17 protein-coding genes are annotated in these 17019 nt (G+C 65.3%); 10 read left to right on the top strand and 7 right to left on the bottom strand.

From position 1 onward, the window contains the following. Positions 1-55 precede the first annotated feature (55 nt). The gene (locus HPT29_RS00080) at positions 56-586 is read left to right on the top strand and encodes a Spy/CpxP family protein refolding chaperone (protein ID WP_173945359.1); all 531 of its coding nucleotides are present in this window, start codon (positions 56-58) and stop codon (positions 584-586) included. Between the two features lie 320 nt (positions 587-906). Here HPT29_RS00080 and HPT29_RS00085 read toward each other — a convergent pair whose 3' ends face one another. The 6 genes from HPT29_RS00085 to HPT29_RS00110 form a co-directional block, all read right to left on the bottom strand. Next, entirely contained in the window at positions 907-2007 is a 1101-nt protein-coding gene (locus tag HPT29_RS00085) for an AraC family transcriptional regulator (protein ID WP_173945358.1), read from the bottom strand. A 183-nt stretch (positions 2008-2190) separates the two neighbouring features. Next, the gene (locus tag HPT29_RS00090; protein ID WP_173945357.1) at positions 2191-2499 is read right to left on the bottom strand and encodes a hypothetical protein; all 309 of its coding nucleotides are present in this window, start codon (positions 2497-2499) and stop codon (positions 2191-2193) included. A gap of 545 nt (positions 2500-3044) precedes the next feature. Continuing rightward, positions 3045-4046: an amino acid ABC transporter substrate-binding protein gene (locus tag HPT29_RS00095; protein ID WP_371823124.1), complete on the bottom strand. Its 1002-nt coding sequence runs from the start codon at positions 4044-4046 to the stop codon at positions 3045-3047. Positions 4047-4137: 91 nt separating this feature from the next. Then, complete coding sequence (locus HPT29_RS00100) at positions 4138-4782, bottom strand: L,D-transpeptidase (protein WP_173945355.1); 645 nt, start codon at positions 4780-4782, stop codon at positions 4138-4140. Positions 4783-4811: 29 nt separating this feature from the next. Further along, entirely contained in the window at positions 4812-5369 is a 558-nt protein-coding gene (locus tag HPT29_RS00105; protein ID WP_259060377.1) for a hypothetical protein, read from the bottom strand. 483 nt (positions 5370-5852) lie between these two features. Then, entirely contained in the window at positions 5853-6032 is a 180-nt protein-coding gene (locus tag HPT29_RS00110; RefSeq protein ID WP_173945354.1) for a hypothetical protein, read from the bottom strand. 656 nt (positions 6033-6688) lie between these two features. On the opposite strand from HPT29_RS00110, the gene HPT29_RS00115 reads away from it, so the two are divergent. Further along, complete coding sequence (locus HPT29_RS00115) at positions 6689-7339, top strand: hypothetical protein (RefSeq protein ID WP_173945353.1); 651 nt, start codon at positions 6689-6691, stop codon at positions 7337-7339. A 248-nt stretch (positions 7340-7587) separates the two neighbouring features. Here HPT29_RS00115 and HPT29_RS00120 read toward each other — a convergent pair whose 3' ends face one another. Continuing rightward, positions 7588-7830, bottom strand: coding sequence for a hypothetical protein (locus HPT29_RS00120; RefSeq protein WP_173945352.1), 243 nt, complete (start codon positions 7828-7830; stop codon positions 7588-7590). Between the two features lie 117 nt (positions 7831-7947). On the opposite strand from HPT29_RS00120, the gene HPT29_RS00125 reads away from it, so the two are divergent. From HPT29_RS00125 to ampH, 8 genes are all read left to right on the top strand, one after another. Beyond that, on the top strand, positions 7948-9795 hold the full coding sequence (locus tag HPT29_RS00125; RefSeq protein ID WP_259060379.1) for a tetratricopeptide repeat protein: 1848 nt from the start codon (positions 7948-7950) through the stop codon (positions 9793-9795). Positions 9796-9999: 204 nt separating this feature from the next. Then, entirely contained in the window at positions 10000-11439 is a 1440-nt protein-coding gene (locus HPT29_RS00130; RefSeq protein WP_173945364.1) for a DUF1254 domain-containing protein, read from the top strand. Between the two features lie 42 nt (positions 11440-11481). Then, entirely contained in the window at positions 11482-11769 is a 288-nt protein-coding gene (locus HPT29_RS00135; RefSeq protein ID WP_173945351.1) for a hypothetical protein, read from the top strand. A 148-nt stretch (positions 11770-11917) separates the two neighbouring features. Further along, complete coding sequence (locus HPT29_RS00140) at positions 11918-12589, top strand: hypothetical protein (RefSeq protein ID WP_259060381.1); 672 nt, start codon at positions 11918-11920, stop codon at positions 12587-12589. Positions 12590-12974: 385 nt separating this feature from the next. After that, a complete protein-coding gene (locus HPT29_RS00145) occupies positions 12975-13874 on the top strand; it encodes a hypothetical protein (RefSeq protein WP_247654096.1) in 900 nt (299 codons plus the stop codon). 141 nt (positions 13875-14015) lie between these two features. Then, complete coding sequence (locus HPT29_RS00150) at positions 14016-14798, top strand: neuromedin U (protein WP_173945394.1); 783 nt, start codon at positions 14016-14018, stop codon at positions 14796-14798. A gap of 4 nt (positions 14799-14802) precedes the next feature. After that, positions 14803-15615: an LssY C-terminal domain-containing protein gene (locus HPT29_RS00155; protein WP_173945393.1), complete on the top strand. Its 813-nt coding sequence runs from the start codon at positions 14803-14805 to the stop codon at positions 15613-15615. Positions 15616-15867: 252 nt separating this feature from the next. Then, complete coding sequence (gene ampH, locus HPT29_RS00160; RefSeq protein WP_173945392.1) at positions 15868-17004, top strand: D-alanyl-D-alanine-carboxypeptidase/endopeptidase AmpH; 1137 nt, start codon at positions 15868-15870, stop codon at positions 17002-17004. Positions 17005-17019 lie beyond the last annotated feature (15 nt).

Raw genomic sequence — 17019 nt, forward strand, 5'->3', positions numbered from 1 at the left:
CAGGCTCCGATCCAGTCCTTAGGCTAACGGACGAGAGCATCATCAGGAGACCAAGATGCGGAAGGAAATCATCAGCGTCGTCGCAGCCCTGTTCATTGGTGGCGCGCCCGCGGCCTATGCTCAGCAAGCCACCTCAGGCCCAGCCGGCACACCTGGCAGCGGACGGCTGAGCCAAGGCGATTTCAAAATGCTGACCGATATTCGGGTCGGAGTGATCAAGGCCGCACTGCAACTCACCCCGGAGCAGGAGAAACTCTGGCCCGCCGTGGAGGAGGCGATCCGCGCCAGGGCCGAGACACGCTATCGCCGGCTGGCCGCACTGGGGGAGCGCTTGGACCAGCCACGAGACATCGATCCGGTGCAACTCTATCGCCAGCGTGCCGACGTCCTGACGGATCGTGCGGCGGGCCTGAGGAAGCTTGCGGATGCCTGGCAGCCGCTCTACCAGAGCCTCACGCCGGACCAGAAGTCGCGGCTGCGTCTTGTGACGCTGCATGCGCTTGAAGGGCTCCGGACCGCCATGGAGAACCGCCGCATGGAGCCGGATGACGAGGAGGAAATCGAGCTTTGGGTTTTCCCTCACTAGGTCACCCCAGGAAGGCACAGCTGTTCCAGTGAACTGCTTGGGTGTTCAAACCCAGATCAGGAAGATCCCATGCGCACACTCATCGCCGCATTCGCGGCAAGCGCTCTGATGACAGGTTGCGTGTCAAGCTCCGGGTCGGATGCGCAGCCGCCGAACTACGTCTCCTCCCAGGCGAGCCAAGCACCTGGAATTCGCAACGACGCGTTCGGGGGCGCCGCAATGCCGATGCGAGGCCTGCCTCGCTGACGACCGCAGGCAAATCCGCACCGCTCGATCTCATCCTTCAGGCAGACGCAAGAAGGCTTGACAAGATCGGTACACTACCCGGGTCGGCCGTTGCTTCGCCAGGCAGTCGGCGTTCGGCCCGACCAGCGGCGGAAGGCGCGGGTGAAAGCGCTGGCCTCTGAATAACCGAGCGCCGCCGCAATCTCGCCAAGTGGCACGTCGGTATCTGCCAACAATTGCCGGGCAATCTCGAAGCGGATCTCATTGGCAATTGTCCTGTACCCCGATCCGCTGTCCCTCAAGCGCCGGCTCAAGGTGCGTCGATGCATCGCCAGCAGATCGGCCATGTCGCTGGCGGAGCAGCGCCGTTTCATGATCCGCGTGCGCAGCAAGCGCCGGATGTCATCCGGGAACTCGGATGCCGCATTGCCTCGCAGTCGCCGGATCTGCTCCTCCAGCATGCCGCGGAGCAGAGGATCGGCCCCCGCTACTTTTCGCTTCAGGTCCTTGGCCGGAAATACCAGGGTGGCGCCCTCCTGATTGAACCGGACGGGCGCCCGGAAATGGCGCCGGTAGGATCCGGTATCGGCTGGGGCCGTGCGCGACAGAAGCACTTCCGTTGGGCGCCATTCAGCGCCGCACAGGGTGCGCATCGCATTGACCGATACCGCCAGGGCTGCTTCGGTGATGTGTTCTGCGCTCGCGCCGTCGGGCTGGTACGCCGCGTAGGTGAGCATAGCCACGTCATCGGCAACGGTCAGCGAGGCAACCACGACCCGGTCCTGGACGCTCAGATTGGACACGAGCGAATCCAAGGCCCCGCTGACGGTCTCCGAATGCTGCATCAGTCGTCCGATCAGGTCCAGGGACAGGATGGTGGCCCGCTGGCCCACAAGCAGCCCGAAATGCGGACAGCGGGTTCTCGCCACGCACAGGGTATAGAGCCGGGCCAGGGCGGTGAACGCAACGACGCTCGTACCGTCCTCGAACAGGCGAGGGTCGAGCCCGGCCTCGTGGATCAGCGGATCGGGATCAATCCCGAAATCGCACAGGGTCGGGACAATCTCTTTGCTGACTCCCAGATGGATGTACCCGGGCGCAAGCGTGCGCCGGGATATCGCATGAGCCAGCGCCGGAATCAGGATCGATTGCCCCGGACCACGACCAACATCCTGTGAGATTCGTCCGTCGTCCATCGTCGCGCCCTCGTCAGGTTTCGAGCACCGGTCTCAGGTCTCTGCGGCGGGCGTCGTTGATTGGCGCGTACCGCATCCAGATTGGACAGGGATTGCTCCCTGGCCGGGTCGGCGGCCCACTTCAGGCTCATGCCGTGTCCATGATCGCGTAAAGAAAGATCCGCAGGCTCCACGCAGGGCTCCTCACCGAGGGCAGACGTCCCAGAAGCCTTGGGTGCGTTGAGAGTTGGTGTAGTACCAACAATAGCCGGCGGCCGGCGCCGGTGAGGTGGCATAGGTGGTTGCTGCCGCAGCCGTCACGAAGCCGAGGGCCGCGCCCGCGGCCACCGCAGCACCGGGTCGCCACCAGTAGGACGACGGTCGGTACCATCCCCCGGCCGGCACGGGCGGCCGATAGCCTGGACGAACCGCGACGTTGCCCGCCGGGCCCCGCGCCACGGCGCCACCATATGCACCGCGGGCCGCCACTCCGCCCTGGGGTCCACGGGCCACCGCTCCACGTGGGCCACGCGCTGCGGCTCCGCCCCGCGGGCCGCGGGCCGCCGCCCGTGCGTATTCCAAATCTCGTTTCTGAACGATTTCGGGCAGCGTGGATTCGGGCAACCTGGACGGCAGCTCTGTCCGTGAGCCGAACGACGGCAGAGTCATTACCCTTGTGGACGCCGATGCGAAGGCGGGAAGACCAATGATGAAAGCCAGTCCGATTGATCCAAGAGTGAGTTGTCCTGAGCACCTGTTGTGCATGCGCCACTCCTGTGAAGGCCCGACGAAAGGCAGGTAGCGGTTCCGTCGCTAGCGGAGCAAGGGTTCGGGAAAGTTGTCATCCATGCTCCGTCTGAGACCAGCATCCTATCGGCGCGCATTCCGTGCTTGACACTTCCGGACAGGCACTTTGCAGTTTGGGACACGCGGCGCATGCAAATGCACATCGTTCGACGATCGATCCACCTCTGGACGATGTGTTTTCCGGAGATGGATCATCGGCAGCATTGGGCCATACCCCTTGGTGACAATCGATGATCACCACTTGACTGCCGTCATCGGATAGGGGGCGCATAGAGCACACCGCCCATGCTCCAGAGCTGGTTCAGGCCGCGCGGGATACCGAGCCGCGAGTTCACGCCGAGATTGCGTTCGTAGATTTCGGCGTAATTGCCCGTCGCCCTGACGGCGTGCAGCGCCCATGCATCGTCCAGCCCCAGCATCCGACCGAAGCCTCCTTCCAGGCCGGCGAAACGGCGTATGTCCGGCTTCTGCGATGCCCTTGCCTCAGCTGCATTCAGAGACGAAACGCCGAGTTCCTCCGCATTCACGAGCGCGAAATTCACCCACTTCACCAGCGTGAACCACGCGAAGTCGTCGGCTCGCGTCACCGGCCCAAGGGGCTCCTTCGAGACCACGTCAGGGAGGATCACGGCAGCGCCAGGCTGGGGAAGTTTCAGGCGCTCGGCATAGAGCGCCGATTGATCCCGCGTCAGAACATTGCACTGGCCGGCCTGAAAGGCCGCGAGAGCCTCCGCGGCACTCGCAAATGCGCGCTCATCGTAGGTCATGGAGTTCGCGCGGAAGAAGTCGGCCAAGTTGAGCTGACTCGTCGTCCCGCTCTCCACGCACACCTTGGCGCGGTCGAGTTCCAGCGCCGAGGAGACCATGAGATCCCGCATCACCATGAAGCCCTGGCCGTCATGATAGGTGATGCCCGCGAAAGCGAGGCCGAGGCCCGCCTCGCGCTCCAGGGTCCAGGTCGAGTTTCTGGACAGCAGGTCGACCCGTCCCGCGCGCAATGCCTCGAACCGCTCGCTGGCCGATAACGGCACAAAGGCGACCTTCGATCTGTCGTCGAAAATTGCTCCCGCGACCGAACGGCAAAAGTCGACGTCGAAGCCGGACCAGTCACCCTGCTCGTTCCGGTCCGAGAATCCGGATAACCCTTCGCTCACGCCGCATTGAAGGACGCCGCGTTGCTTTACGGTCTCGAGCGTCCCGGCAGCCCCGGAGGCCGCAGAGGCACAGGTCAGAGCGAGAGCTATGCCGGCAATGGCGTTGAGTTTGGCCGCGTTCAACATGATCCTTGGTCTCCGTCGCATGATGCGTTCCGCTCCCGGAGCACAGGTCCGGGCGACTTGGGAGTCACAGGCTGGCCCCCTGACGGACCACGACCTTGGTGCCGAGCGGCACGCGCGCATAGAGGTCGATGACGTCGCCGTTAGCGAGCCGGAAGCAGCCCGACGAGATGGCATGGCCGATCGTCTCCGGCTGATTGGTGCCGTGGATGCGGAAGACCGTCGAGCCGAGATAGAGTGCGCGGGCCCCCATCGGATTGCCCGGGCCGCCGGCCATGAAGCGCGGGAGATAGGGCTGACGGGCGATCATCTCCGGCGGTGGGCGCCAGTCGGGCCATTCGGCCTTGCGGCTGACGCGCACCAGGCCCGACCACTGGAAACCCTCGCGGCCGACGCCGATGCCATAGCGGAGGGCGCGGTTGTTGCCCTGGACCAGATAGGCGAACCGCTCCGATGTATGAATGACGAGGGTTCCAGGTGCCTCATTCGAGCGGAAGAACACGACCTGGCGGGCATAGGGCCCATCAGCGATGACGACCTCTTCCGTGGAAATGCGCCCCGGCTCGTCGCCGATCTCCAGCGTCTCCTGGATGACGGATTTCGGCAGAGCCTGCGCATCCGCTGCACCGGGCAGACAAACCGCCAGGGTAAGTCCGAATGCCAGCGCAAGCGCCGTACCCATTTGGACAATTCGGTCGTCGCATGTCCGCATCTGCTCCTCCAGGGATAAGGCTTTCACCATCAGGCTCCGCAACGCACATACACGAAGGTTCCGTATCGCCGGTTCGCGTCCGGATCGACGAAGCGCATGGTCATGAGGCTGCTCGTACTCGAGAGGATCTCGCGATCCTGCGGATGGCCCGGCGGCGCCTCGAATCCGAGATAGGTCCGGCCGGCGGCGTCGCCTTTGAGGCGCAGTTCGTAGGGCTTTGGATCGTCCGCGACATGCATCATCACGCCATCGGTCGGGCCTTTCGCGATGGTGTAGGGCTGGCCACACTGAGCTCTCGCCTCCCGCTCCGTCCTGGGACGGTCCTTGTCGGCATGATACGACGCGATGCCCCACCGCCCGATCAGACGTTCGCGTGGGATGGAGGCGGAGGTCTCGACGGCAACGGGGGAAGGGGCCTCGCTCGTCGCGACGGTGCAGCCTGCTACGACGAGGGACGCGATAACCGCGAAGGCGAGCCCGGGAAAGACGCTCAGGCAAGGCCGCGCAGCCGGGGAGAGACAAGCCGACGCCAAGGTCCGCTCACAGTTCTCGATCGTCCTTGCGTCCCTAGCGCTGATCAGTTGCACGTTCGGCTCCTGTACTTGCTGTCTGACACGTTATTTCGATGGCAATTATGGTCTCAGCCGAAAGATCGGGTTCTCCGTGCATGACCCTCAGCAGCAGGCCTAGCGGAAGTGACCTCGTCTGATGCTGGGTTCCCCTTGCCACGCCTGGTGCTTGTGCCGACCGGAGGCAAAGACCCTATGTGGGCTCGTACCGCTCCGCTTGACACTTCGAGACGTTCGCTTAGCCATTTGGGACAGAAGGTGTCGCGCCACTGTGGCTTCCGGTCGGCTGGAAATCCGTTCAGCGCGCAGCCCGAGAGTTTGGGATGAGGCAGCCCAGCACCATAACCTGTCTTCCGAACACAGCACCGCGCCGAGTTGCTCGGCCGGCCGTCGCGTCGCATCGCTATCGACCACCGATCCGAGGGATTCCACCAGTCTGGCGACGGTCAGATGCTCGAAGGCAATGGGGGCAGGACCTGCGACGAGGTCGGAGGAAGCGGCCTACTCGGGCTCACCAATATAACCGGGCAGATCCGGCATCGCGACCATCGATCCGCGCCGGATCGGGTTGTCGGTGAGCTCAGCCTCGACATAGTTGGGCGGCTGGCCGCCTGAAGAGGCCGACACGCAACCGGCGACCAGGACCGACAGGATCAGGAAGAGTGGCAGTCTGACGAGCATCGTCTTCTCCTTTGCAGATTCAGGACGGGAACGGGTGATCGCGTGCCACCGCGATCGGAGTTGGGGAGGCGGTAGAGAAAGAGAAATGGTCGGGGGGAGCGAGCGTTCGCACCGTCCCTGAGCGGCTCCTCGGAGCCTCGCGGCCGACGTCCTGCCAAAAGCCAGCCTCGCCGTCGCGGACGATCGTGGCCTCGGTGATCCGCGTACCCGGCCGCCTCCTGCAGGAGCGGTATGACCGCAGTCGTGCCGAACCGCTCCATCGGGCGTCGTCCTCCCTTCATGGACCGAAGGGGCCGGAAGTCCCACCACCTCTGGGCATTCGGCACAACATGAGCCACGCCCGGGCAGCGCAGGGGCACCGTCCCGCAGCAGCCATCATCTGGCAAAAGGCCGTGAGACGGAAGTAACTTACTGTAGGCGCGCGCCGCACAGCCCCGCAGGGACATGTTACGGGCGTCATCGATCCCGGCGCTGACCACGACCACCACTCCGTAAACTACACGATGCTACAGGCGGGCCTTTGCGCGCCTGCTAACGTCCTGTCCGGATCCGTACCCTTCGCAAGCCGTGAACGGCCTACCGCGATCTCCGATCCGAACGTCCGGGGCTGCGATGCGACAGGGTTGCTCCAAGGCCCACGCAGAGGAGAAATCATCATGAAGAGAGCATCATTGTCGGCCATTCGGCTAGCCATCGTTCTGACCGTTCTGTGCGCAGGCGCTCAGGCTCAGGACGCCATCCGGGAACCAAGTCAGAAGCAGATCGGCAAGGTGAAGCCGGAGGTCGAGCCGGCACTGATCGTCATGAATTCCGCAGGAGCGAGGCTCGAGGGGAACAGGCTCGTGCTCACGGGCATCGCTCCCAGCTCCATCATCTTCGCCGACCGTCCCGTGCGCGCGGCGGGCCACGCTCTGACCGCACATCTCCTCGAGGAATGGCCGGCCGGCTCCGACAGCTTCGCCAAGGACCCTCCGAATGCGACCGTGTCGGTGTTCGACAAGGCCGGATCCTCGGTGAAGGACGCCGTCGTCACCCTGAAGAACCCGAGGATGGACGGAAGCCAGCTCACCTTCGAGGTGGCGGTTCTGGAAGGCGACCTCCGCAATGCCGACGGACCCGCGTCGGTATTCATCGACATCATCGGGCTGCCGTTCACGCCGCTGTCATTCGCCGGCATGGCGCGCCGAACCGCTTATCGGGGTGCGTTCTACGCCGGAGCGGCGGCGGCTGCCACCGGCGCCTATGGCTACTACCATCCGTACGCGCCCCTCTACCCCTACGCACCCTACCCGTACCGCCCCTATTAAGGGCGGCAAGGTGCCGGCTGCCTGTCAGCCGGTGCCGAACGTCTGTAGCAGGTCCTACCATCGCAGCGATAAGGATTGTCATCGACAGGTTGCAGAAGGGAGAAAGGCATTGCCCTATCGAAGTGGGAACACGAGCCCATGACCTTCGGGCGGGCAGACGCCCGCTTTTTTGCAGGCCGGGCCAGCCGGTTCCCCATAGGCCCGCGGGTCCGATCCGCTCCGGCGGCCTTCATCGGGGCAGGGGCCTTCTACGTGTTGCGATCCAGTTCGGCCTCGATCTCGGCCGCGAGATCCCGGACCAGCTCCCGGTACTCGGCGCAGCGTGCCGTCCTCACCGGAGAGCCAGAGCGCTCCCAGTGCACCAGGGCCGCCTGCGCGGCGGCGAAATCATCGCAGAGGGACATAAAGCCATCGTCCGTCCGGGCACGCTCCTCGATGGCATGCCCGCGGTCCGGAAAGCGGGCGATGGCGACCTGGACGGCGTGATGCATGGTGCAGCCCCGTTGCCGGGTTCGGACGGCGCGGATGCGCCGCCCCACGGTTCCAGCATCGCCCCATACCCCACGCGCGGGGAGTATGTTACTGTAGGTTACGGGAAGAGGCGTCTCGTGCGCCCGCGGAAAACGGACCGGTTCATGCTCGGTGGAGGCGACGGCACTGTGAGCGCCTCGTCGCAGGCGCAGTCGCTGCCCGCGGCAGAGGACGTGCGCGCGCAGCTCGATGTCCTCCTCGCCAGCCCCGACCTCGACGCGCCTGCCCGGGCGCGCCGGTTCCTGCGCTATGTCGTCGAGGAGACGCTCGCCGGGCGCGCCGAGCGCATCAAGGCCTATGCCATCGGCACCGAGGTGTTCGAGCGGAACGCGGACTTCGACGCCCAGGGCGATCCCGTCGTGCGCATCGAGGCCGGACGGCTGCGCCGGGCGCTGGAGCGCTATTATCTCTCGGGCGGCACGTCGGATTCGGTGGTCATCACCATCCCTAAGGGGGGCTACGTCCCGCACTTCGCCTGGCGCACGGCGCCGGTTGCGGACGCCGATCCTGTCCCTGTCACCGTGTCGCCTGGATCTCCGGCCGATTCGCCGCCACGGCGCCGGATTCCTTGGCCCATCGCGGTCGCCTGCCTTGCCTTTCTCGGCGGGCTTCTCCTGTGGGCGCCTTGGCGTGACGGCGTGTCCCGCACGCCACAAGCACCGGCTCCTTTGCCGCCCGGCGGGCCTACCCTCGTCGTGCTGCCGCTCGAGGCCTTAGGGGAGCCGTCGGCGAAGTCCTACGCGGATGGCCTGACCGAGGAGGTCCTGAGCCAGTTCGCCCGCTTCAAGGAAATCACGGTCCTCGGGCGGGAAACGTCGCGCAGCATCATGCCGGGAACGGATATGGCCCGCATCCGACGTGATCTCGGCGTCCGCTACGTGCTCGAGGGCAGCGTCCGGGCCGCGGCGCACCGCCTGCGCATCACGGGCCGGCTCATCGATGCACAGACCAGAGCAGTCCTGTGGTCACAGACCTACGACGAGGACTTGCAGGTCCGTGATCTTTTCACGATCCAGGACGAAGTCGCCCGCAGAGTCGCAACCGCCGTGGCACAGCCCTACGGCATCATCCAACGGGCCGACGGGACCCGAACGGGCTCCCGCCCTCCCGACGACCTCGAAGCCTATGCGTGCACGCTCAGGTTCTACGATTACCGGGCCGCGCTGACCGAGGACAGCCATGGGGCGATCCGAACCTGCCTGGAGCGCGCGGTCGCAGTCCATCCCGATTATGCGACCGCCTGGGCGATGCTGTCCATTCTTTACCTCGACGAGGACCGGTTCGGATTCAATCCAAGGGCAAAGGCAAGCCCCCCGATCCAACGCTCACTCGAAGCCGCTCGCCGCGCGATCCGCCTCGATCCGGAGAACGTGCGGGCGCTCCAGGCTCTGATGATGGCGCTGTTCTTCGCCGAGCAACCGACCGAGGCGCTGGAGGTGGGCGAGCGGGCGGTGACGCTGAACCCGAACGATACCGAGCTTCTCGGCGAATACGGAACCTGTCTCAGCCAGGCCGGCGCATGGCGACGCGGCGCCGAGCTGATTGAGCAGGCGCTTGCCCGCAACCCCGGCCATTCCGGCTACTACAGCGGGGTCCTGGCGGTCTATGCCTACATGCAGCGCGACTACGAGCGTGCGGAGACCCTGATCCGGCAGGCGGCTCTGGAGAAGTTCCCGCTCTACCATTTCGTCGCCGCCGTCATCTACGCCCAGCTCGGCAAGGCATCGGAAGCTGCCGAGGCGCGCGATACATTCCTGCGCATGCGCCCGATGATTTTCGAGCACTGGGACGCCGAGATGGCCAAGCGCAACTACCGGCCGGAAGACGCGGCCCATTACGCCGAAGGCGCCCGCAAGGCGGGCTTCCCGGTGCCGGCGCGCACGGCTGCGGAATCAACCCTCGAGGCACGGGCATCCCGGCACTGACCGCCACGACCACCACGTAACCTACAGGATGATACAGGCGCGGATCCTCCGCCGTTGCTAGCGTTTGGGCAGTGGCATGGCGATTCCGAGGAGTTCACCCACGGGTACCGCCGGGGCGAGGAGCTGCGGAGCAGGACCGTCCGCCATGCCGGTAAGTGTCGCACAGTTCCCAGAACTCACACGCAACGGAGACTTGTCATGACGATGAAGCTGACCCGCCGCCAGGCGGCCATCGGTGCCTTGAGCCTGCTCGCCGGGACCGCGGCGACCACCGCCAGTGAGGCTCATCTGGGCGAATTACTGGGTATCGACGAAGGCCTCGAGGATTTCTGGCTGGCAACCGACGCCTACATCTACGGCTATCCGCTGGTCACCATGGAGATGACTCGGCGCGTCATCACCAACGTGGCCGCCCCCGAAGGCACCCGGGCGCCGATGGGCCAGATCATCAAGCTCCGGCACTACCCGGATGCTACGTTCCGCGATGTGACCGCACCCAACGCCGACACGCTTTATACGACCGCATTCTTCGACGTCGGCAAGGAGCCCTGGGTGTTGAGCCTGCCGGACATGAAGGACCGCTATTTCCTCATGCCGATGCTGGACGGCTGGACGACTGTGTTCCAGGTTCCCGGCAAGCGTACCACGGGCACCGGCGCCCAGACCTATGCCATCACCGGACCCGGCTGGAGCGGCACGCTGCCGGCAGGCGTCAAGGAGTACAAGTCGCCGACCAACATCGTCTGGCTGCTCGGTCGCATCTACTGCACCGGCACGCCGGAGGATTACGCCGAGGTGCACGCGCTCCAGGACCAGGTCAAGCTGGTGCCGCTCAGCGCCTACGGCAAACCGTACACGCCGCCCGCCGGCAAGGTCGATGCCTCGATCGACATGAAGTCCGCCGTGCGCGACCAGGTGAACCGTATGGATGCGGTGGCGTACTTCACCCTGCTGGCGGAGCTGATGAAGACCAACCCGCCGTCGGCGGCTGATGCCCCCGCCCTCGCGAAGTTCGCCAAGATCGGGCTCGTGCCCGGCCAGAACTTCGACGCGAGCAAGCTGCGGGCCGACTTCGCCAAGCGCATCCCGGAGATCGCCAACGACCGGATCATGATCCAGTTCAAGATCAACAAGGATATCCATGACATCGACGGCTGGGGCTTCACGACGAAGACCGGGATCTACGGCACCGACTACCTGATGCGAGCCCTCGTTACGGCGATCGGCCTCGGGGCCAACCGCCCGCAGGACGCCGTCTATCCGACCTCGCAAAAGGACGGCGACGGACAAGCCTACGACGGGGCGAACAAGTACGTCATGCGCTTTGCCAAGGGTCAGTTGCCGCCGGTCGAGGGCTTCTGGTCGCTGACGATGTACGACGGTGCCTACTTCTTCGTGCCCAACCCGATCAACCGCTACTCGATCAGCGCACGCCAGAACCTGAAGGCCAATCCGGACGGCTCGGTCGACCTCTACATCCAGAAAGACTCGCCCGGAGCGGACAAGGAGTCGAACTGGCTTCCCGCCCCGGCCGGCAAATTCATCCTGATGCTGCGCATGTACTGGCCGAACGAGACCAACCCGTCGATCATCGACGGCACCTGGACGATTCCGCCAGTCAGGAAGGTGAGCGATCGAGCGTAGCCGGGGAGCGGGACACACGCTTCAAACCAATAGGAGGGATCGATGATGAGATGCCTAGTCGCAATCTCTGCTCTCGCCCTGACGGCCATGGCCGCCGCAGCTCAGGTCGGGCCGCCGACGTCGCAGCGGACCTGCGGCGCCAACCGCCAGCTCGTCATGCGCGAAGGCGCGGTCGTGCTCGACACCAGCCCCACGACGTATGCCCGCTTCGTCCGGAGCGGCGCGGAGTGCCTGGTCGACCAGTTCCCCGAGCCGGCCTGGGTTCCGAGCTCCAACAACCCGCAATGCTTCATCGGCTACCGGTGCAAGGACGGGTCGGACGATTTCTGACGACACCGGCTCGATTCGCCTGGCCTTCAGCCAGCGAGCACCGCTCTAACCCGGTGCCCGCCGACTGAAGGCCAGCAAGACCCATCACAGGTTTTCATCGACGCCGACCGTTCGGTGCGTCGGACGCGCACAAAAGGGAGTTCTCGCCATGTTCAGCAAGCACGTCGCCTATTTCATCCTGGTCACCGGCGGCCTCGGCACGATGACGATGAGCGCTCCCGCGCAGGACGCGGGCGCCAAGCCGCCGCTGCCGACGAAAGCCATCGGTCGGGTCACGCCCACGGGCCCGGTGCCGTCGCTCGCCGTGCTCAACGCCGCCGGCGCCAAGCTCGAGGGCAACCGGCTGACCCTGACGGGCGTGTCGCCGAGTTCGATCGTGTTCGCCGATCGCCCGGTGCGGGCGGCCGGTCACGTCATGACCCAGCAGTTCATCATGCAGTGGGACGAGGGCAAGGACAGCTTCGCCAAGGATCCGCCCAACGCCACCGTGTCGGTCCTGGGCGGCGACGGCTCGCAGGTGAGCGATGCCGTGGTGACCCTGAAGGCGCCCAAGCTTGAGGGCGGCACTCTGACCTTCGACGTGGCGGTGCTCGAAGGCACTCTCGCCGGAGCAAGCGGACCCGCGGCCCTGTTCATCGATTGGTTCGCCGGAGAGTATGGACGAGCCCGCAGCGCCTACTGGCATGCCCCGGTCTATCACGGCGCCTGGTACGGGCGATCAGGGGTCTCCACTGCAAGCGCGGCTTATGCGGCCGAGAATTCGGCCGTGATCCCGAATGTGTGCGGCTACTACCCGTACTCGCCCTGCGGCAACGAGTGAGGGTTCTTGCGCCGGCGCAGGGCCGGGCATGAAACATGCCCGGCCAGAGCCCCGATCGGATCGGGAGAGCGCGATTGGTCAGGCGTTCGGACGAGAAACTCCCTTGACCGCGCTGGCCCGATCCCTGGACACCGCTGGTCGGATCCAAGATCCCGCCTTGGAAACAGGGGTTTCGGGCACGGACTACACGACCCGTCCATTGCAGGCAGCACGCCCAACCTCAAGTTCTGCGGATGTTGCCGCCGACATGATATCCGGAATGCAACACTCGAGAACAAACGTCTTGGTTCTACTCAGTGCCGTTGTTGGCCGCCTTGACCGCAGGCGTCGCTTCGGCTGCTATGAGGCGGCTGGGAGAGGCAACAGATCAGGACTTCAGGGGGGAATGATGCGCTACCTTCCGCACTGGCTGTCGTGTGGCGTCCTGGCTTCGGCCGGACTTCTCGGTGGCGGCCTAGATCCCGCGCTCGCGGCCGACTTGGGCCCTCCTCCGGCTCCCGTGATCGAGGCGCCCGCCATGCCCTCGTGGAGCTACCGTGTCACGCCCTATGGCTGGCTCACGGCGCTCAACGGCACCCAGACGGTGCGCGGGCGCTCCGTGAAGGTGAATGCAAGCTTCGCCGACATCGTCGAGGAGAGCGACACGCTCGTGGCCCTGATGGGCGATGTCGAGGCCCGCAACGGCCCATTCGCCCTGATGGCCAACGTGGTCTGGAGCAAGATCGGGGTCGAGCGCAGCAATGTCAGGAGCCGTGCTCTGGCTCCGGGCGTGACGGGCAGCCTCGGCACATCCCTCGGCCTCGACATCGAAATGGCCATCGCGGAGGTCGGGGCAGCCTACGAGGTCGCCCGCTTCGGCGCGCTCGCCGTCGACGTGCTTGGCGGCGCCCGCTACTGGTACCAGGAGGCAGACCTGTCGCTCGATGTCACGGCTGCGGTGCAGGTCGGCGACCTTGAGGTGGCCGGAGCCCGGGCCTTCGCCCGCTCCGGTTCCGTCGACTGGCTCGACCCGCTGATCGGCGCGCGGGTGCGCTACACGGTGGCGCCCGGGCACGAACTGTGGCTGCGCGGCGACATCGGCGGCTTCGGGGTCGGCAGCGACTTCTCCTGGCAGGCGATCGGCGCCTACGGGTTCGAGCTCGGCACCTACCAGGGCATCACGTTCTCGGGTGTGGTCGGCTACCGGGCGCTGTACGTGGATTATGTCCAGGGCGAGGGCCGGCAGCGCTACGAGTTCGACATGCTCCAGCACGGACCCGTCATCGGCATCAGCGCCAAGTTCTGAACACGGGCCGCGTAGGAGCATGGGCCAGTCCCGACCGAATGCGGCAATCCTGCCGCGGCCGATACAGGGAGCACCCTCATGGGAATTGCACGAGCTGCGATTCGAGCCGGATGGATAGGGATTGTCGCGACAGCAGCGGCGATGGTGTGGAACACCGCTCCTCTGGCGCAATCCGCGGATGCGCGATCGGAGGATGGCGGGAGCAGCGATCTCGCCAAGCAGGCGCAGAACCCGGTCGCCGACCTGATCAGCGTGCCATTTCAGAACAATCTCAACTTCCGTGTCGGCCCGCACAAGCAGCAGCAGGACATCCTCAACATCCAGCCGGTGATCCCGATCAAGCTGAACGAGGACTGGAACCTGATCACCCGCTGGATCCTGCCGGTCGTCTCCCAGCCGCCTCTCACCGTCACCGGCGACCGGGAGTTCGGCCTCGGCGATCTGAACCCCACCTTCTTCCTCTCGCCCTCGAAGCCGACCCACGGGATCATCTGGGGCATCGGCCCGACCTTCCTCGTACCAACCGCAACCAACGAGGCCCTCGGCGCGCAGAAATGGGGCGCCGGGCCAGCGGCCGTCGCCCTGACGACTCACGGTCCCTGGGTAGTCGGAGTGCTCGTCAACCAGCTCTGGTCCTTCGAGGGCGGACCGCAGGCAGTCAACCAGACGACGATTCAGCCCTTCGTCAACTACAACTTCTCCGGAGGCTGGTACCTGACCACCTCCCCGATCGCGACGGCCAACTGGGAGGCAAAGCCGCAGGATCGCTGGACGGTGCCGGTCGGCGGCGGGTTCGGCCGGGTGTTCAAGATCGGCAAGCAGCCGGTGAACATGCAACTCGCGGCTTACTACAATGTGGTCCGTCCGACCGAGGGTCCGGACTGGCAGCTCCGGGCCCAGGTCCAGTTGCTGTTCCCGAAATGAGGCCATGCCGTCGCCCCGTCACCCAAAGGTGAGAAGCGGCCTGCTGTTGGGCCTGATCCTTCTCGGGCTCTACGGTGTTCTCGCCTACGTGGCCCTGCCATCGGCATGGTCCCACTACGAGCACCAGCGCGGCCTCGAGGGTCAGCCCATGCTGACCCACACGGGACAGGGCATCCCTGGCGATCCACTGAATGTCGGCCTCGTCGGCTCCCAGGAGGATATCGTGCGAGCCATGCACGCTGCCGGCTGGCATCCGGCCGACCCGATCACTTTCCGGACCAGTCTGAAGATCATCGGCAGCGTGGTCCTCGACCGGCCGGATCCGGATGCTCCGGTCAGCCCCCTCTTCTACGAGGGACGACGGGAGGATCTCGCTTTCGAGAAGCCTGTGGGCTCGAGCGCCGACCGTCGGCACCACGTTCGGCTCTGGAACGTTCTGGCGCGCGGGCAGGAAGGCCGCCCCGTCTGGCTCGGTTCGGCGACCTTCGACCGCGGCGTGGGCTTGAGCCGATACACGGGTCAGGTCACCCATCACATTGCTCCGGACATCGATGCGGAGCGTGACGGATTGATTTCCGACCTCGTGCAGGCCGGAATGGTCGAGGTGCGTTATCAGGTGTCGGGAATCGGGCCGACGCTGAGCGGACGTAACGGTGAGGGCGACCCCTACTCCACCGATGGAGAGATCTGGATGGCTGTGCTCGTGACGGCTGGGGAAAAGCGGACGCAGCCTCCGACCGAACTTGCCACTCCAGCCCTCGTCACGGCCAAGGATGCAATCTGGAAGGCTGTGGTGGGCTCATCGCCGCAGCAGTGAAGCGACCTTTTTTGCCTTCTTGAGGTGCTCGGCATCTCCGCCGTCACCATCGCTATCGTCTGCGTTTAGTCTTGGCGATGTTGCACGCCTCCAGACGGAAGAATGACCAAGATGATAGCGAAGAGTCGTGACATGAGCCGACCTTTCACAAAGGCAGGCTTTGGCAATTCGGGATAGGCCTAGCTTCTCCGCCCAAGTTCGGGCAGCAAGCATCTGCTAACATGGCTACACGCGACCTAGCAGGATGCTGCCATGAGGATGTGGGTCACCATCGCCGTTGCTGCCTTTGCAGTCAGCCTGGCTCCCCCTGCCCACGCCCGCGACCGACTCCTCGAGGAGAGCATCAACTTCACGGGCTCCATCCTCTACTACAGCTCTGGGGTTCCTAGTCTCATCATCGGCGCCGTGCGCAACGGCGAGACCGCCGTGGCCGGCTTCGGTCGGACGAGCGATAGCGTCGACCAGGCTCCCGACGGCGACACCCTGATGCGGGTGGGTTCGATCACGAAGGTCTTCACCGGCGCGGTCCTAGCCAGCCTGGTGGCCGACGGGACGGTGCGGCTGACGGACCCGCTCGACAGGCACCTGAATTGGGATGTTGCTGTTCCGACCCGAGACGGTCGTCCGATCCGCCTCATCGACCTCGTCACCCATACCAGCGGCTTGCCGCGGGAGATCGGGCGCCCGCCGAGCCCGCCCGAGGATCCGATGCGGACCCTCACCAAGGAGGCGTTCATCGCCCACCTGAAGCAGGACCGGCTGCTGTTCCCCCCGGGAACAGGGGCACAGTACTCGAACATCGCCTTCGATCTCCTGGCGCAGGCCCTGTCCTCCGCCGCCAAGCGCCCTTACGAGGATCTGCTGCGTGAGCGCGTGCTTCAGCCCGCGGGGCTGACGGCAACAACCTTCTCGCCAACTGAAGCCCAACTCTCGAACCTGATGCAGGGCCACGACATCGATGGCAGCCCGATGCCGGTGGTTCCCACAAGCTCCATGGCGGTCGGTTCGGGCGGTCTCTACTCGTCGACGAACGACATCCTGCGCTGGCTGGCATGGCATCTGGATCGGACGGATGCCACGGGTGCCGAAATCCGCCTCCTTGATCACGCGGCATACGTCCAGCGCGACGGCTTGCGTCCTGTTCTCAGCCTCGACGAATCCGGCCGCATGGATGCCATCGGGCTGGGCTGGATCATTATGCGGCCGGAGGGCGACCGGCCCTTGATCCTTCAAAAGGCCGGCGGCTTGCAGGGGATGTTTAGCTACACGGCCTTTTCGCCGGCCCGGGGCATCGGGGTATTCGTCGCGATCAACAGGTTCAACATCTCAGCCGCCATGACGATGTCCAAGGTGGTCAACGACCTCATCGGCGACCTCGCACCGCGGTGAGGCACGCTGTGCAAT

Source organism: Microvirga terrae (assembly GCF_013307435.2).
GTDB lineage: Bacteria > Pseudomonadota > Alphaproteobacteria > Rhizobiales > Beijerinckiaceae > Microvirga > Microvirga terrae.

What these genes read in the sequence shown, in the direction of transcription:
- HPT29_RS00080 (WP_173945359.1), top strand. Translation starts at nt 56, where the DNA reads ATGCGGAAGGAAATCATCAGCGTCGTCGCAGCCCTGTTCATTGGTGGC.
- HPT29_RS00085 (WP_173945358.1), bottom strand. Translation starts at nt 2,007, where the DNA reads ATGGACGACGGACGAATCTCACAGGATGTTGGTCGTGGTCCGGGGCAA.
- HPT29_RS00100 (WP_173945355.1), bottom strand. Translation starts at nt 4,782, where the DNA reads ATGCGGACATGCGACGACCGAATTGTCCAAATGGGTACGGCGCTTGCG.
- HPT29_RS00110 (WP_173945354.1), bottom strand. Translation starts at nt 6,032, where the DNA reads ATGCTCGTCAGACTGCCACTCTTCCTGATCCTGTCGGTCCTGGTCGCC.
- HPT29_RS00115 (WP_173945353.1), top strand. Translation starts at nt 6,689, where the DNA reads ATGAAGAGAGCATCATTGTCGGCCATTCGGCTAGCCATCGTTCTGACC.
- HPT29_RS00120 (WP_173945352.1), bottom strand. Translation starts at nt 7,830, where the DNA reads ATGCATCACGCCGTCCAGGTCGCCATCGCCCGCTTTCCGGACCGCGGG.
- HPT29_RS00130 (WP_173945364.1), top strand. Translation starts at nt 10,000, where the DNA reads ATGAAGCTGACCCGCCGCCAGGCGGCCATCGGTGCCTTGAGCCTGCTC.
- HPT29_RS00135 (WP_173945351.1), top strand. Translation starts at nt 11,482, where the DNA reads ATGATGAGATGCCTAGTCGCAATCTCTGCTCTCGCCCTGACGGCCATG.
- HPT29_RS00140 (WP_259060381.1), top strand. Translation starts at nt 11,918, where the DNA reads ATGTTCAGCAAGCACGTCGCCTATTTCATCCTGGTCACCGGCGGCCTC.
- HPT29_RS00145 (WP_247654096.1), top strand. Translation starts at nt 12,975, where the DNA reads ATGATGCGCTACCTTCCGCACTGGCTGTCGTGTGGCGTCCTGGCTTCG.
- HPT29_RS00150 (WP_173945394.1), top strand. Translation starts at nt 14,016, where the DNA reads ATGGTGTGGAACACCGCTCCTCTGGCGCAATCCGCGGATGCGCGATCG.
- HPT29_RS00155 (WP_173945393.1), top strand. Translation starts at nt 14,803, where the DNA reads ATGCCGTCGCCCCGTCACCCAAAGGTGAGAAGCGGCCTGCTGTTGGGC.
- ampH (WP_173945392.1), top strand. Translation starts at nt 15,868, where the DNA reads ATGAGGATGTGGGTCACCATCGCCGTTGCTGCCTTTGCAGTCAGCCTG.